We start from the raw sequence: 14,476 nt of genomic DNA on the forward strand, positions 1-14,476 counted from the left end.
CATGGGCACGGCCGTCGCCTCGGCGGCGCTTGTCGAGGGCGCCCGGCGACTGATCGTACGACGACTCGTGCAGCGGCGGTACGCGCGTCTGGACCAGGCATGGTCCGCGGCCGGTCCCGACCCGGGGCCGGACCGGCGCGGGGGGCTGACCCGGCAACTCGCCCCCGCCGTGCGCGCTACGGTGGTGCGACGGGCCGGAAGCGGCGGGTCGGGCGAGCGCACGAGGTGGGGGCAGAGCAGCACCATGGCACAGGGCACGGTCCAGGTGACGCACAGCGGTACGTCGCGGTGGCGGCGCCGCACCGGCGAGTACGCCTCCCTCGCGGCCGCCCTGGAGGCCGCGGCCGACGGCGACGTCCTCACCATCGCCCCCGGCACGTACCGGGAGAACGTGGTGCTGCGCCGGGCGGTGACACTGCGCGGCACGGACGGCGCGATGGGCTCCGTACGGATCGCCCCGGCCGATGGTGTCCCGCTGACCGTACGGGCCTCCGCGACCGTGCGGGACCTGCACGTGGAGGGGCAGGACGCGGCGGCGCCCGCGCTGCTCGTCGAGGACGGCACACCCGAACTGCTGGACCTGCGGATCGTGACCCGCTCCGCGGCGGGCCTGGAGGTCCGGGGCGCCTCGCGGCCCACGGTGCGGCGGTGCACCGTCGACAATCCGGCGGGCGTCGGCATCGGCGTCCTGGACGGCGCGGGCGGCGTGTTCGAGGAGTGCGAGGTCGTCGCGGCGGGCCAGGCCGGCGTGTCGGTGACCGGCGGGGGCCATCCCCGGATCGAACGGTGCCGGATCCACCACGCGTCGGGCGCGGGCCTCTCCGTGACGGGCGAGAACAGCGGCCTGGAGGCGATCGGCTGCGAGGTGTACGAGATCCGGGGCAGCGGCGTGCGGATCGGCGGGCGGGCGGTGGCGCACCTGACCGACTCGTCGGTCCACCGGACGTCGGCGGACGGGGTCACGCTGGACACGGACGCGGTGCTGACGCTCTCCGACTGCGACATCCACGACGTCCCGGAGAACGCGATCGACCTGCGCTCCCGGTCCGTACTGACGCTGACGCGGTCGAAGGTCCGCAGGTTCGGGCGGAACGGGCTGTCGGTGTGGGACCCGGGCACCCGCGTGGACGCCAACCAGTGCGAGATCCACGACAGTACGGGCGACTACCCGGCGGTGTGGGTCAGCGACGGCGCGACGGCCGTGCTGGACGCGTGCCGGGTCCACGGCGTGCCGGACGCGCTGTTCGTGCTCGACCGCGGCTCGCGCGTCGACGTGGTGGACAGCGACCTGTCGCAGGTGCGCAACACGGCCGTGTCGGTGAGCGACGGGGCCACCGCACAGCTCGACGACTGCCGCATCCGGGACACCGCCACCGGCGCCTGGTTCCGTGACCACGGCAGCGGCGGCACGCTCGCCAACTGCGCCTTCGACGGGGTGCAGACGGGTGTCATCGTCAGCAAGGGCGCCGACCCGACGGTGGAGCGGTGCACCGTCACGTCCCCGGCGGAGGCCGGTTTCTACGTGTCGGCCGAGGGCCGCGGCACGTTCCTCGGCTGCCGGGTCACGGGCAGCGGCGGCTACGGCTTCCATGTGATGGACGCCTGCCGTACGACGCTGCGGCGCTGCCGTACGGAGCGCTGCGCGCGCGGGGGTTACGAGTTCGGCGAGGACGGGCCGGTCACCGAGGACTGTACGAGCGACGAGAGCGGCGTTCCTGGCGGCCGCGCCGACACCGCCGTACCCGCCGTCTCCGCGCCGCCGTCGTCCGCGACGTCCGCCGTGCTGACGGCGGCGCGGACGGCGCAGCCGGCGTCGACGGGCGGGCTGCTCGGTACGGTTCCGGCGCAGCCCGCGGAACCGGTCCCGGCCGCCGCCCCGGCGTCCGAGCCGGTACGCGCCTCCCAGGACGTCCTCGGCGAACTGGACGCGCTGGTGGGCCTGGACAGCGTCAAGCGGGAGGTCCGCACCCTCACCAACATGATCGAGGTGGGCCGCAAACGCCTGGAGGCCGGGCTGAAGGCGGCCTCCGTCCGCCGCCATCTGGCGTTCACCGGCAACCCCGGCACCGGCAAGACCACGGTGGCACGGCTCTACGGGGAGATCCTGGCGTCGCTGGGGGTGCTGGAGCGCGGGCATCTGGTCGAGGTGTCCCGGGTCGACCTGGTCGGCGAGCACATCGGCTCCACGGCGATCCGCACCCAGGAGGCGTTCGACCGGGCGCGTGGCGGGGTGCTGTTCATCGACGAGGCGTACGCGCTGTCGCCGGAGGACTCGGGGCGGGACTTCGGGCGCGAGGCGATCGACACGCTGGTGAAGCTCATGGAGGACCACCGGGACGCGGTGGTGGTGATCGTCGCCGGGTACACGGCGGAGATGGAGCGGTTCCTGACCGTCAACCCCGGTGTGGCGTCCCGGTTCTCCCGGACGATCAGCTTCCCGGACTATGTGCCCGAGGAACTGCTGCGGATCGTCCGGCAGCAGGCCGAGGAGCACGAGTACCGGCTCGCCGACGGCACCGCGGAGGCACTGCTGAAGTACTTCGAGGAGCTGCCCAAGGGACCGGCCTTCGGCAACGGCCGTACCGCGCGGAGGACGTTCGAGTCGATGGTGGAGCGGCACGCGGGCCGGGTCGCCGCGCTCGCCAGCGCGAGCACGGACGACCTGAGCCTGCTCTACCCGGAGGACCTGCCGGAACTGCCCTGAGAGGCGGTGCCGTCGATGTCGTCGGGGCCGTCGCCGCGCTGCAGGGGCACCGGCAGGGGCAGGGCGGGCGGCAGCCGGTCGAGGAGCGCCGCGCGCTCGCGGGCGAACGCCGGGTCGGCCTGGTAGTCGGAGTGGCCGAGGATCGGCTCGGGCAGCGGATGGTCCTGCGTACGGCCGTAGACGACGGGGTCCAGCAGGGGCGCGTGGTCGACCTCCGGCTTGTCGCCTTCGGCGGGCAGCCGGACCGGGCCGCCAATCGGGTCGGTGCGCCGCCACAGGTTCCGCCAGCAGTGCACCTCGCGGTGGAGTTCGGCGAGCGGCTCACGGCCGAAGTAGGCGGGGAACCAGCGCCCGTACAGCCGTTCCAGGGGCGAGCCGTACGTGAGGAGCCCGACCCGGCGGCGGGTTCCGTGCGGCAGCTGCCAGACGGCGGCGGCGGCGAGGACGCTGCCCTGCGAGTGGCCGGAGATGACGAGGCGTCCGCCCGTGCGGCCGGTCCAGGAGGACATCCGCCAGGCGAGGTCGGGCACGGCCCGCTCGGCGTAGCAGGGCGGGGCGAACGGGTGGGCGGCGCGCGGCCAGAACGTGCCCACGTCCCAGAGGATGCCGATGGTGCGGCGGGCGGACGCGTCCCGGTAGGCGCGGCGGCCCCAGGTGACGAACAGTATGAAACCGAGGCCGACCAGCCAGGAGCCGAGTGCCTGCGCGCCCTCGGCGACGCTGTCGACGAACGCGGGGGCCCAGCCGAACGCCTCCCCGGGGACCTTGCCGGTCGCCCAGGCCCCGGCGACGGCTCCCGCGCCCAGCAGCAGCGTGGCGCCGGCGAGGAGGCCGACGAGACCCGGTGCCGCGTCGGTGAGCCGGGCGGCCGCGCGTACGCGGGCGATCCGCCGGGTACGGACGCGGTCGGGCCGCTCCCCGGCGTACTCCCCCTCGACGACCGGTGCCAGGCGCAGCGCGGCGTGCGCGGTCCGGGCGGCGAGGAACAGGGCGGGGACGAGCAGCAGGAGCAGCAGCGCCGGGATGACGGCGGCCTGCCAGCTGAGCAGCACGGGCGGGCCCGCGATGGGTCCGCTCCCGGTGCCGGGGGTGCCGGGCCCGTCGAGCCAGTCGGCGACCCGCTGGGCGACACCGCCGGCCATCACGCCGCCGAGCGCGCAGGCCAGCATGGCGACGGCCGGCCCGGCGAGGCCTTGCAGGGCCGTGCGGGGGTCGGGGGCGCGGCGGTGGAGGCGCAGGGCGACGGCCGCGAGGAGCAGGACGAGGGTGCCCTGGGCGAGGGCGATCACGCCGAAGGTGGCGTCACCGGGGAGGGCGCCGGAGGACCGCCAGGCGGGCCGGGACCAGGCCGCGTACACCGCGGCGAGGAGGAGCAGGGCGGCGGCGGACCCGGGCAGCCAGGTCACCAGCGCCCGGTCGATCCGGATGTCGAGGCGCCGTTCGCTGCGGCCCCGCCGGCACACCACGCACACCACGACGACGGCGCCGATGGTCAGCGCGCCCTCGATGGACCAGCCGAGTACCGCCCGGACGGTGCTGTCGGAGCCGCGGTCGTGGCGGGCGGCCGCGCCGGCGACGGCCGCGGCGACGGTGAGGAGCCCGGCTGCGGTGTGGGCCGCGCGGAGCCGGGCGACCAGCCTGCGGCCGTACCAGAAGCCGGGCCGGCCGAGGGCGGGGCGGCCGTCCTCCTCGTCCTCGCCGCGCGGTGGCCGCTGGGCCTCGTACGCGCTCCAGGTGCGCCGGGACAGATACCACAGGAGTGCGACGAGCGCGGTGGGGACGAGCGCGGCGAGGGCGAGGCGGCGGCCGGGCTGCGACCACCAGCCGCCCTCGGCGGCCGACAGGAGGCCGAGCCAGGACCGGGTCTCGGTGCAGGCGGCGGCGCCCGCGCACTGCCAGGCCGTCAGGTCCAGGGCGACCTCGCAGGCGGCCGCGGTGAGCAGCACGGTGAGGCTGAGGGCGACGAGCCGGACGAGGACGCCGTAGAAGCGCGTCGAGCCGCTGCGGCCGGCGGAGGGCGGGCGCATCCAGTGGGCGATGTTGACCACCATGAACGGCAGGAGGAGCAGCCACAGGGCGCGGGCTCCGTTGCCGGAGGTGAGGTTGGACCAGCAGTACGCCTCGGGGACGGGGCCGTCGCGGAACCGGTCCGGGTCGCTCTCGGCGCCGGCGTCGTCGGCACGCCGGTACATGGCGGCCGTCGCGTCGCCGGTGACGCGGACGGTGCGGGGGTCGTCGAGCATTCCGTGCGGGGTGGCGCCGCCGACGCCGTGCACGAGGAGTTCGAGGGCGGCGCCGGGGCTTCTCGGCTCGCGAGCGGCTTCGGGAACGGGTTCCGGTGCGGCTGGGGACACTTCGGTGCTCGCTCTCTGCGGCAGGGGTGTGCGGCGGCGCGTGATCAGCCTGGCCGGTCACGGCGGTCCGCCGCACGGCTCTCACGTAATCTCCCCGCCCTCCCCCGATGTGAAGCGCGTGGCAGGATGAGCCTGCTCGGCGGGCTGCGTGGCAGACGACCCGACCCACGACTACGGAAGGACCGGCCCCTGCGGTGAGCGACAACCAGAACCTCCTCGCGGAGCAGCGGCGCGCCTTGATCCTCGACGAGGTGCGGCGGCATGGCGGGGCGCGGGTCAACGAGCTCACACGCAAGCTCAATGTCTCCGACATGACGGTCCGCCGCGACCTGGACGCGCTGGCGCGGCAGGGCGTCATCGAGAAGGTCCACGGCGGTGCGGTGCCCGTCACGGACGCGCGGACTCACGAACCGGGCTTCGAGGCGAAGTCGGCGCTGGAACCGGGCGCGAAGGAGGACATCGCGCGCGTGGCGGCCGCGATGGTGGCGCCGGGCAGCGCGATCGCCCTGTCGGGCGGCACGACCACATACGCCGTGGCACGGCGGCTTCTCGAGGTGCCGGGTCTGACGGTGGTGACGAACTCCGTGCGGGTCGCGGACGTGTTCCACACCGCTCAGGGCGCCGAGCCGGGCGGCGAGCCGCGGCCGGGGTCCGCGACGGTGGTGCTGACGGGCGGGGTGCGGACCCCGTCGGACGCGCTGGTGGGCCCGGTGGCCGACCAGGCGATCGGGTCGCTCCACTACGACGTGCTGTTCCTCGGGGTGCACGGCGTCTCGGTCGAGGCGGGGCTGTCCACGCCGAACCTGGCGGAGGCGGAGACGAACCGGCGGCTGATCCGGTCGGCGCGGCGGGTGGTCGTGGTCGCCGACCACACCAAGTGGGGCACGGTGGCGCTGAGTTCGTTCGGACGCCTGGAGGACGTCGACACACTCGTGACGGACGCCGGGGTGTCGGAGGAGGTGCGGGCCGAGATGGCGGAGCGCCTGCCGGGGCTCGTCGTCGCGGGCCGGGAGTCCGCCGCGGGGGGCGGGTTCCGGTCCGGGCCGGAGGCCGGGCACGAGGACCGGTCGGCCGGGGCATGAGCGTCTTCCGGCTGGAGCGGCGTACGCGGCTGTCCGCCGCCGAGACGTGGCGTCGGGTCACCGACTGGCCGGCGCACGGCGCCGGCGTACCGCTGACGCGGGTGACGGTGCTGACGCCGGGGCCGCCGGGGTCGGGGACTCGGTTCACGGCGCGTACCGGGATCGGGCGGCTCGGCTTCGACGATCCGATGACCGTGGTGCGCTGGGAGCCGCCGGGCGCCGGGCACGGATCGGCGGGCGTGTGCCGCCTTGAGAAGTACGGCCGGGTGGTGCGCGGCTGGGCCGAGATCAGGGTGTACGGGGACGGGACCGGGGCGGCGCGGGTGACCTGGGCGGAGGAGCTGCGGGTGCTAGGTGTGCCGCGGTGGTGCGACCCGGCGCTGCGGTGGGCGGCGCGGCGCGTGTTCGGCCGGGCGCTCGACGGCATACTGCGGAGCCCGGCCGGCGAGGGCTCTCAGGACCCGGGCCGGGGCCGGGGCGGGGGCCGCTGAGAGTACGGACGGCTGCTGAGGGTACGGACAGCTGATGGGTGGTCAGCTACCGTACGGGCGGCCCTGTACTCGTCCTGTTGGAGGTGCGGTCCCATGGCACACCCCGTCCGCCCGGTGGAGCTCGCTTTCCTGTCGTCGGCGCCGGTGCGCCTGGTGTGTGCGGCGGAGCTGGCCGCGCCACCGGACACCGTGTACCGGGCGCTGGCCGAGGATGTGGCCGGCACTCCGTCGTGGTTCGCGGCCGTGGCCGCCGCACGGCCGACCGACGGCGGCGCGGGCCGCGAGATACGGCTGCGGGGCGGAGTGGTGTTCCGGGAGCGGATACTGGCCCGGGAGCCCGCGCGCCGCTACGCGTACCGCGTGGAGGAGACCAACGCGCCGGGCGTGACCGCGCTGCTGGAGGAGTGGGCGCTCTCCCCGGCCGGAGCGGGGACTCGGGTCCGCTGGACCATGGCGGCCGACGGGGCGGCGGTGTTCCGCTGGGGGCTGCGGGCCGGCCGGGCCGGCGTGGGCCGCTCCTTCCGGGACGCGATGCGCGCCCTCGACCGGAGGCTGACCGCGCACCCCGCCCCGTGACACCTCCGGGGGTCAGGCCGGCCAGACGCCCGTGGCGAGGAACTCGTCGAGCGTGGCCGCGTACGGGTCGATGTCCAGGCCCTGCTCGGCCAGCCACTCGTCGGCGAAGTACTTGTCCAGATAGCGCTCGCCCGGGTCGCAGATCAGCGTGACGACGCTGCCGGTACGGCCCTGCGCCACCATCTCACCGACGATCTTCAGGGCGCTCCACAGGCCGGTCCCGGTGGAGCCGCCCGCCTTGCGCCCGATGGCGTTCTCCAGGGCGCGTACGGCGGCGACGCTGGCCGCGTCCGGGACCTTCATCATCCGGTCGATGGCTCCCGGTACGAAGCTGGGCTCCATACGGGGACGGCCGATGCCCTCGATGCGGGAGCCGCAGTCGCTCGCGGCGGCCGGGTCGCCCTTGGTCCAGCCCTCGAAGAAGCAGGAGTTCTCGGGGTCGGGGACGCAGACGCGGGTGTCGTACTGCATGTAGCGGACGTAGCGGGCGATGGTGGCGGAGGTGCCGCCCGTACCCGCCGTGGCGACGATCCAGGCGGGTTCGGGGTACCGCTCGAGGCGCAGCTGCTGGTAGATGGACTCGGCGATGTTGTTGTTGCCGCGCCAGTCGGTGGCCCGCTCCGCGTATGTGAACTGGTCCATGTAGTGCCCGCCGGTGTCGGCGGCGAGGGCCGCCGACTCCTCGTACATGCGGCGTGAGTCGTCGACGAAGTGACACTGGCCGCCGTGGAATTCGATGAGGCGGATCTTCTCGGGGCTGGTGGTGCGCGGCATGACGGCGATGAACGGGACGCCGATGAGCTTCGCGAAGTACGCCTCGGAGACGGCGGTCGAACCGCTGGACGCCTCGATGACGGGCTTGTCCGGGCGGATCCAGCCGTTGCACAGGCCGTAGAGGAAGAGCGAGCGCGCGAGACGGTGCTTGAGGCTGCCGGTGGGGTGGGTCGACTCGTCCTTGAGATAGAGGTCGATACCCCACCGCTCGGGCAGCGGGAACCGCAGGAGGTGTGTGTCGGCGGACCGGTTGGCGTCGGCCTGGACCTTGCGCACGGCTTCTTTCAGCCATGCCCGGTAGGCCGGATCGGTGCGGTCCACGTCGATGGTCACGGTGCTCGTTCCGGTCGGCGTCCCGGTCGGCGTCCCGGTCGCCTCGGGCTGCTCAAAGGTGTTCACGCGTGCCACTCCTCATCTGCCGTGTCAGCCGCCTCGTCGGTGTCTTCCGCACGGCGGTTCCCCACGGGCCTCTGAACCGAACATACCTCCCTCACCTGGGCAAACGATGACTTTGACCCTGCATAGGAGTTCCTTGCAGGGCGGCCTTGCGCGGTGCACTGGTGCGGAGGCGGGTCGTTGTGCAGACTGGCCGTTCCGGAAGCCGGTGCGAAGGGGGCGGCGCAACCATGACTGAACCCGATTTCAGCGCCACGGGGGTACGGATCGAGCGGTGGCCGCGCTCCCTGACGAAAGCCGGCGAGGTCCGTATCGAGGGCGGCCGGCTCGCCCTGCTGACAAGCAACGGCCGGGAGATCGACAGCGCACCGGTCGGCACGGTGCGGGCGGCCCGGCCCTGGTTCGCGGCACCGGGCTCCGCCGTCGCCAGGGTCAACGGAGCCCGCTACCGGCTGACCATGGGGCAGCGCGACCGGGGACCGGGCGCGGACCCCGCGCTGTCCCGCCGTTTCCTGGAGGCCGTCCGGAAGGCCGCTGGACAGCGGGGCTGACGGGTCATCGGTTGCCGCGAGTTGCGAAGTGGCCCCGACTGGTCCACGCTGGATTGACATCACTCAGGGTGAACCGACGGTGACGCTGCGATCCAGCCCGTCGGGCCAGAGCCAGCCACCTACCGGATCCGATCCTCGTCTTCTTCCGGACCTACTTCGGGGAGTCGCAGCCGTGATCAGCCAGGCAAGCAGCAGGCAGTGCACGGTAGAGCTCCAAGCCCTGCCGTCGCGGATCGGCCAGGTCCGCAGGATTGTGTCGGCGCAACTGCGCTACTGGAACCTCGATCCTCTGATCGAGAAGGCGGCGCTCGGTGTCACCGAGCTCCTGACGAACGTGCATCGGCACGCGCAGCCGGACAAGGTCTGCACGGTCGAGATCGAGCTGTTGCTCGACCGGCTGACGGTCTCCGTCCATGACCACGATCCCCGGCTCCCCACCGTCCAGTACGTGGCGGGCACGTCCGATCCGCTCGCCACCTCCGGGCGCGGTCTCGCACTGATAGAGGCGGTGAGCGAGAGTTGGGGCGCCCGACCGCAGGGCGAGTCGGGGAAGGTCGTGTGGTTCACGCTGCCGGCGCCTTCGGTCACACCGGTCGGCATCCCGGCGGTACCGGCGTACGGGGCGGTCGGCGGCGGCCCATTCACCGAGCCCGTGCCGTTCGGCGACGGCGCGGACGCGGCGGAGACGGTACGCGGACACGCCGCCGCACGGTCGGCCGTGGCGGGCTGACCGGACGGAGGGTCGGACGGGCGGGCGGGCTCGTCGGTCGGCCGGTTCAGGGCGCCGGGCGACCGCTCGGCGCCGGGCACGGTGCAGCGGACCCCGGCGGACCCTTCCTTCGCCTTCGGGACCGGCCCGGCGGGGCCGACCCCGTCGTCGTCAGCGACATCGCGCCTGCCCCGACGGGAGTACGACTTCTGTACCTACTGGTATGTACAGTGGCTCCATGACCACTACCCCCGAACGACTGATCGAGGCCACGCGCGGCCTGCTGTGGGAGCGTGGGTACGTGGGGACGAGTCCGAAGGCGATCCAGCAGCGGGCCGGGGCGGGCCAGGGCAGCATGTACCACCACTTCTCGGGGAAGCCCGGTCTCGCCCTGGCCGCCATCCGCCGCACCGCGGACGACATGCGCGCGACGGCCGAGCGCGTGCTGGCCGGGGAGGGCACGGACGGGACGGCGTACGGGCGCGTCGCGGCGTATCTGCGGCGGGAGCGGGACGTACTGCGCGGCTGCCCGGTCGGGCGGCTGTCGATGGACCCGGAGGTCATCGCCGACGACGAGCTGCGGGCGCCGGTGGACGAGACGCTGGGCTGGCTGCGGGGACGCCTCGCCGAGGTCTTCCAGGAGGGAATGGACGACGGCGAGTTCGACCCGTCGCTGGACCCGGGCCGTACGGCGGCGGCGGTCGTCGCGACCGTGCAGGGCGGGTACGTGCTGGCCCGATCGTCGGGTTCCACGGCCGCGTTCGAGTCGGCGGTCGAGGGGCTCCTGGGCCTGCTGGACGGGTGGAGGAGGGCCTGATGCACGCGATGCAGTACGAGATCACCCTGCCCGCGGACTACGACATGGGGGTCATCCGCCACCGCGTGGCCACCCGCGGCCACCTGCTGGACGACTTCCCCGGCCTCGGTCTCAAGGCGTACCTGATACGGGAGCGGGCCGACGGCGCGCCGGTCGGCCAGTACGCGCCGTTCTACCTGTGGGCGGCGCCCGAGGGCATGAACGCCTTCCTGTGGGGCGCCGGTTTCCAGGGGATCGTCGACGACTTCGGGCGGCCGGAGGTGCGGCACTGGAGCGGCGCCGCCTACGACGACGGGCCGGCGGCCGGGGCGGTGCCCCGTTACGCGGCGCGGCGCCGGGACCGTATCGGCGAGGGCGAGCGCCCCGCGAACGCGGTCGGACGGGCGGTCGCCGCCCATGCGCGGCTCGTGCGCGAGGACGGGGTGGTGGCGGCCGCCGTCGCGGTCGACCCGCGCCACTGGGAACTGGTCACCTTCAGCCTGTGGGCCGACGCGGCGCCGGAGGGGGCGGGGGACGTGTTCCAGGTGCTCCGTGTGTCACAGCCGCGCCGCGCGGCACTGCGGCGGGGCAGACACTGGTGAAGGAACGTCAGCCCACCGGGACCAGCGTCAGGTACGCCATGCCGAGGATGTCGCGGTAGCCGTTCAGCCAGGTGGCGCGCTGCCGGTCGACGCGGGCGCGGGTCTCGGGCGCGGCGGGGTGGTCGGGGTGGCTCGCGAGCCAGAGTTCGACGTCGTGGCGGTAGCCGGACTCGAACTCCTCCCACTCGTCCGCGTCCGCCGTCTCGATCCACGCGGGACGGAAGCCCGCCTCCACGGCCTCGTCCACGAGGGCGCCGAGGAGCAGGTGGTCGCCCTCGTGGGCGCCCGGCCACATGCCGGCCAGCTCCTCCGGCGTGGGCATCCGCTGCCAGAAGCCCTCGCCGAGCAGCACCCGGCCGCCCGGCGCCACCAGGCGCCGCAGCTCGCGGAGGACGGCGCCGACGTCGTGGGGCGCCTCCGGGTCGCAGAGCGCCTGGCTGGAGCCCATGCACAGGACGACGTCGGTGGGGTCGTGCGCGGTCCCGAGGGCGGACTCCTCGACGAACTCGGCGCGTTCGGCGAGGCCCCGCTCCTTCGCCAGGACCCGGCCGCGGGCCAGGTCCTCGGACTGGATGTCCAGCCCGGTGCCGGTCGCGCGGGGTGCGGCGTCGAGGACCCGCAGCAGGAACTCGCCCCAGCCGCAGCCTATGTCCAGGACCGTCGAGGGCCCGGTCGCGGCGAGCCGCGCCACGAGCCGCTCGGCCCGGGCCTCGGACAGCGGTCCGTGAAAGGTGAGCTGGGTGAGACGAGGAGGAAGATCGGTTCCGGTCATGGGCCCGAACCCTACTTCCGGCGGTGCTGGTTGGGGCGCGAATGACGCAGGAGGACGCACGCGCCGGGTCGGGCGACGCCGCCGGTGGCGCCAAGGCGCCCGAGCGGGCCGGCGCGCCCGCGCTGGGCCTACGGAGCCCGGCGGGCGTCCTACGCCGCCGGTCTGCCGAGGGCTGCCAGGGGGTCGTCGAGAACCGGCTGCCAGGCCAGTTCGGCGGCGCCCGCGAGGCTGTTGTGGTCGAGGGCGCAGCCGAGGATCGGGACGCCGCCGCTCCGGCCCCACAGGCTGCGGTCGGCGACGACGGCGCGGAGGCGCTCGGGGTCGGCGGCGAGGAGCTCACGGTGGAGGCCGCCCAGGATGATCCGGTCCGGGTTCAGGATGTTCACCAGACCCGCGAGGCCCAGGCCCAGCCGGTCGATGAGCTCCTCGGTGGCCGCCCGCACACCGCGCTCCCGGGCCTCGGTACGGAGCAGGTCGCGGGACTGCTGGAGCAGCGACACCTCGGGCCCCGGTGCGCGGCCGGCGGCGGTGAGGAAGGCCAGCGGGTCGGTCTCGACGTCCAGGCAGCCGCGGCTGCCGCAGTGGCAGGGGCGCCCCTCCGGGTTGACGGTGAGGTGGCCCACCTCCAGGGCGAGGCCGGAGCTGCCGGTGTGCAGCCGCCCGTCGAGGACGAGGGCGCCGCCGACGCCGCGGTGGCCGGTGGCCACGCACAGCAGATGCTGGGCGCCCCGGCCGGCGCCGTGCCGGTGCTCGGCGAGCGCGGCGAGGTTGACGTCGTTGCCGGTGAAGGCGGCTCCTTCGATACCGGCGGCGCGCACAAGGTCGGCGAAGATCGCACGGACGGGTGCCCCGGCGGGCCAGGCGAGGTGGAGCGGGTTGAGGGCGGTGCCCTCGGGCTCGGCGACGGCGGACGGTACGGCGAGGCCCGCGCCGACGCAGCGCCGCCCGCTCGCGCGCAGCAGCTCCGCGCCCGCCTCGACGACGGCCGCCAGCACCTGCGCCGGGTCGGCGGTGACCTCCACGCAGCCGGGCGCGGTCGCCACGATGCGCCCGCCGAGGCCGACGAGCGCGGCGCGGAAGCCGTCGGCGTGCACCTGGGCGGCGAGGGCGACGGGCCCGTGCTCGTCGACGGTGAGCCGGTGCGAGGGGCGGCCCTGGGAGCCGGCGCCGGCGCCGGGGCGCGCATCGACCCGGATGAGCCCGAGTGCCTCCAGCTCCGCCGCGACGGCGCCCGCGGTGGCGCGGGTGACGCCGAGCTCGGCGGTGAGGACGGCACGGGTGGGCGCCCGGCCGGTGTGCACCAGTTCCAGGGCCGGGCCGAGGGCGCTGCGGCCCCTGTCAAGCCGTGTCCGGGTCGTCGTCGCCTTGCCGTTCATGGTGGCGAGTGTCCCATGATCCGGCCCGTCGGCCGCTGCCGTGTGCTGTTTCGGCCGTCCCTCGGCGGGTACTGCGGGCAGCGGTGGCGAGAACGCGCGCGCAGGGCGCAGGAAGGCCCGCGTGAGTGCGGAGGCGTCAGGGAAGCGAGAGCGTCACGGAAGCGGGGTGCGGAGGCGTCATGTCACCCTCGGACGACGACCGGACGACGGTACGGGATCTGCTGGCCGAGCACGGCGGGACGTACGCCGACGACGCGGGGATCCGGCTCAAGGACACCCCGCAGCCGCTGTACCAGTTGCTGGTGCTGGCCCATCTGCTGAGCGCGCGGATCCGGGCGGACGTCGCGGTGGCGGCGGCGCGGGCGCTGTTCGACGCGGGCATGCGGGACCCCCGGCACATGAAGGACGCCACGTGGCAGCAGCGGGTGGACGCGCTCGGCGAGGGCGGCTACCGGCGCTACGACGAGCGGACGTCCACGCAGCTGGGCCGGGCCGCCGAGCTCCTGCTCGACGCGTACGGCGGCGATCTGCGGCGGATGCACAAGGAGGCCGGGGACGACCCCGGCCGGCTGCGGCAGCTGCTCCAGGAGGTGCCGGGCATCGGCCCGGCGGGCGCGGACATCTTCCTGCGCGAGGTGCAGGGGGTGTGGCGCGAGTGCGCGCCGTATCTGGACGACAAGACGCTCCAGGGGGCACGGCGGCTGGGGCTGCCGGCCGACGGCGAGAAGCTGGCCGGCCTGGTGAAGAGGGAGGAACTGCCGTCGCTGGCGGCCGCTCTGGTGCGCGCCGCGCTCGACCGCCACGTCGTGGAAGACGTCCAGGAGGCCCATGGCCGTCACGCCGCCTGAGCGGTGGGCGGCCAGTCACGTTCCAGGGAGGATCCGGATGACCCCCTCCGACCGCGGCGGACTTCCGCTGCCCGACTTCGACCATCTGCCCGTCGGCACGCTGGAGCACCGCATCCGGTCCTTGCGGTCCGACGAGCTCGACCGGCTGCTGCGGTACGAGCACGAGCACGCCGACCGCGCCCATGTCGTCCAGCTGCTGGCGTCCCGGAAGCGGCAGCTCGACGAGGGCGCCACGCCGTCCGGCGGCGACCCGTCGGCGTTCCGGCCGGAGCAGGCGGAGCGGACCAGGGGCGGCTCGCCGGTGTCGCCGGCGACGTCACCCGAGCCGTCGAGCCCGCCGCCGCACGGCACTCCGGACCAGCGGGGCAAGCCCAAGGGCGACCGGACGATCTGACACCGCGGCCCCGGGCGGGGGCGGGTTTGTGGACAGCGGCCGCGTGACCCT

At 74.7% G+C, this 14,476-nt stretch carries 14 protein-coding genes; 10 read left to right on the forward strand and 4 right to left on the reverse strand.

Going from position 1 to position 14,476, the window contains the following annotated elements; translation table 11 throughout:
• Window positions 1-244: 244 nt before the first annotated feature.
• The gene (locus FVS66_RS21700; RefSeq protein ID WP_149183008.1) at window positions 245-2,704 is read left to right on the forward strand and encodes a right-handed parallel beta-helix repeat-containing protein; all 2,460 of its coding nucleotides are present in this window, start codon (window positions 245-247) and stop codon (window positions 2,702-2,704) included.
• Here the strand turns inward: FVS66_RS21700 and FVS66_RS21705 are convergent.
• Window positions 2,674-5,058, reverse strand: a complete 2,385-nt coding sequence (locus FVS66_RS21705; protein WP_149182850.1) for a hypothetical protein — start codon at window positions 5,056-5,058, stop codon at window positions 2,674-2,676. The two genes, FVS66_RS21700 and FVS66_RS21705, sit on opposite strands and share 31 nt — an antisense overlap.
• Window positions 5,059-5,252: 194 nt before the next feature.
• Between FVS66_RS21705 and FVS66_RS21710 the strand changes: the two genes are divergently transcribed.
• From FVS66_RS21710 to FVS66_RS21720, 3 genes are all read left to right on the forward strand, one after another.
• Window positions 5,253-6,140 (forward strand): DeoR/GlpR family DNA-binding transcription regulator, encoded by an 888-nt coding sequence (locus FVS66_RS21710; protein ID WP_149182851.1) that lies wholly within the window; start codon window positions 5,253-5,255, stop codon window positions 6,138-6,140.
• Window positions 6,137-6,631, forward strand: a complete 495-nt coding sequence (locus FVS66_RS21715) for an SRPBCC family protein (RefSeq protein WP_149182852.1) — start codon at window positions 6,137-6,139, stop codon at window positions 6,629-6,631. Before FVS66_RS21710 ends, FVS66_RS21715 begins: the two co-directional genes overlap by 4 nt.
• Window positions 6,632-6,724: 93 nt before the next feature.
• Window positions 6,725-7,207 carry an SRPBCC family protein gene (locus tag FVS66_RS21720; RefSeq protein ID WP_149182853.1) on the forward strand — a complete coding sequence of 161 codons (483 nt, stop codon included), beginning with the start codon at window positions 6,725-6,727 and terminating at the stop codon, window positions 7,205-7,207.
• Window positions 7,208-7,219: 12 nt separating this feature from the next.
• On the opposite strand, the gene FVS66_RS21725 is transcribed toward FVS66_RS21720, so the two are convergent.
• Window positions 7,220-8,314: a PLP-dependent cysteine synthase family protein gene (locus FVS66_RS21725; protein ID WP_149183009.1), complete on the reverse strand. Its 1,095-nt coding sequence runs from the start codon at window positions 8,312-8,314 to the stop codon at window positions 7,220-7,222.
• Between the two features lie 293 nt (window positions 8,315-8,607).
• On the opposite strand from FVS66_RS21725, the gene FVS66_RS21730 reads away from it, so the two are divergent.
• From FVS66_RS21730 to FVS66_RS21745, 4 genes are all read left to right on the forward strand, one after another.
• A complete protein-coding gene (locus FVS66_RS21730; RefSeq protein ID WP_149182854.1) occupies window positions 8,608-8,928 on the forward strand; it encodes a hypothetical protein in 321 nt (106 codons plus the stop codon).
• A 175-nt stretch (window positions 8,929-9,103) separates the two neighbouring features.
• Complete coding sequence (locus FVS66_RS21735; protein WP_399226063.1) at window positions 9,104-9,658, forward strand: ATP-binding protein; 555 nt, start codon at window positions 9,104-9,106, stop codon at window positions 9,656-9,658.
• A gap of 202 nt (window positions 9,659-9,860) precedes the next feature.
• A complete protein-coding gene (locus FVS66_RS21740; protein WP_149182856.1) occupies window positions 9,861-10,454 on the forward strand; it encodes a TetR/AcrR family transcriptional regulator in 594 nt (197 codons plus the stop codon).
• Window positions 10,454-11,035, forward strand: a complete 582-nt coding sequence (locus tag FVS66_RS21745; protein ID WP_149182857.1) for a DUF4865 family protein — start codon at window positions 10,454-10,456, stop codon at window positions 11,033-11,035. Before FVS66_RS21740 ends, FVS66_RS21745 begins: the two co-directional genes overlap by 1 nt.
• A gap of 7 nt (window positions 11,036-11,042) precedes the next feature.
• On the opposite strand, the gene FVS66_RS21750 is transcribed toward FVS66_RS21745, so the two are convergent.
• Window positions 11,043-11,807 (reverse strand): class I SAM-dependent methyltransferase, encoded by a 765-nt coding sequence (locus FVS66_RS21750; RefSeq protein WP_149182858.1) that lies wholly within the window; start codon window positions 11,805-11,807, stop codon window positions 11,043-11,045.
• Window positions 11,808-11,956: 149 nt separating this feature from the next.
• Window positions 11,957-13,183: an ROK family protein gene (locus FVS66_RS21755; RefSeq protein ID WP_149182859.1), complete on the reverse strand. Its 1,227-nt coding sequence runs from the start codon at window positions 13,181-13,183 to the stop codon at window positions 11,957-11,959.
• Window positions 13,184-13,362: 179 nt separating this feature from the next.
• Here FVS66_RS21755 and FVS66_RS21760 point away from each other — a divergent pair, with 179 nt between their 5' ends.
• Window positions 13,363-14,031, forward strand: a complete 669-nt coding sequence (locus FVS66_RS21760) for an endonuclease (RefSeq protein ID WP_149182860.1) — start codon at window positions 13,363-13,365, stop codon at window positions 14,029-14,031.
• Between the two features lie 37 nt (window positions 14,032-14,068).
• Window positions 14,069-14,425, forward strand: coding sequence for a hypothetical protein (locus tag FVS66_RS21765; protein ID WP_149182861.1), 357 nt, complete (start codon window positions 14,069-14,071; stop codon window positions 14,423-14,425).
• The last annotated feature ends 51 nt before the right edge of the window (window positions 14,426-14,476 follow it).

It is taken from the genome of Streptomyces sp. TRM49041 (assembly GCF_008271805.1).
Taxonomy (GTDB): Bacteria; Actinomycetota; Actinomycetes; order Streptomycetales; family Streptomycetaceae; genus Streptomyces.

Bases quoted from the DNA above. Each gene is read 5' to 3' on its own strand.
- FVS66_RS21755 (WP_149182859.1), bottom strand. From the start codon at position 13,183: ATGAACGGCAAGGCGACGACGACCCGGACACGGCTTGACAGGGGCCGC.
- FVS66_RS21745 (WP_149182857.1), top strand. From the start codon at position 10,454: ATGCACGCGATGCAGTACGAGATCACCCTGCCCGCGGACTACGACATG.
- FVS66_RS21730 (WP_149182854.1), top strand. From the start codon at position 8,608: ATGACTGAACCCGATTTCAGCGCCACGGGGGTACGGATCGAGCGGTGG.
- FVS66_RS21760 (WP_149182860.1), top strand. From the start codon at position 13,363: ATGTCACCCTCGGACGACGACCGGACGACGGTACGGGATCTGCTGGCC.
- FVS66_RS21715 (WP_149182852.1), top strand. From the start codon at position 6,137: ATGAGCGTCTTCCGGCTGGAGCGGCGTACGCGGCTGTCCGCCGCCGAG.
- FVS66_RS21740 (WP_149182856.1), top strand. From the start codon at position 9,861: ATGTACAGTGGCTCCATGACCACTACCCCCGAACGACTGATCGAGGCC.
- FVS66_RS21750 (WP_149182858.1), bottom strand. From the start codon at position 11,807: ATGACCGGAACCGATCTTCCTCCTCGTCTCACCCAGCTCACCTTTCAC.
- FVS66_RS21700 (WP_149183008.1), top strand. From the start codon at position 245: ATGGCACAGGGCACGGTCCAGGTGACGCACAGCGGTACGTCGCGGTGG.
- FVS66_RS21720 (WP_149182853.1), top strand. From the start codon at position 6,725: ATGGCACACCCCGTCCGCCCGGTGGAGCTCGCTTTCCTGTCGTCGGCG.
- FVS66_RS21765 (WP_149182861.1), top strand. From the start codon at position 14,069: ATGACCCCCTCCGACCGCGGCGGACTTCCGCTGCCCGACTTCGACCAT.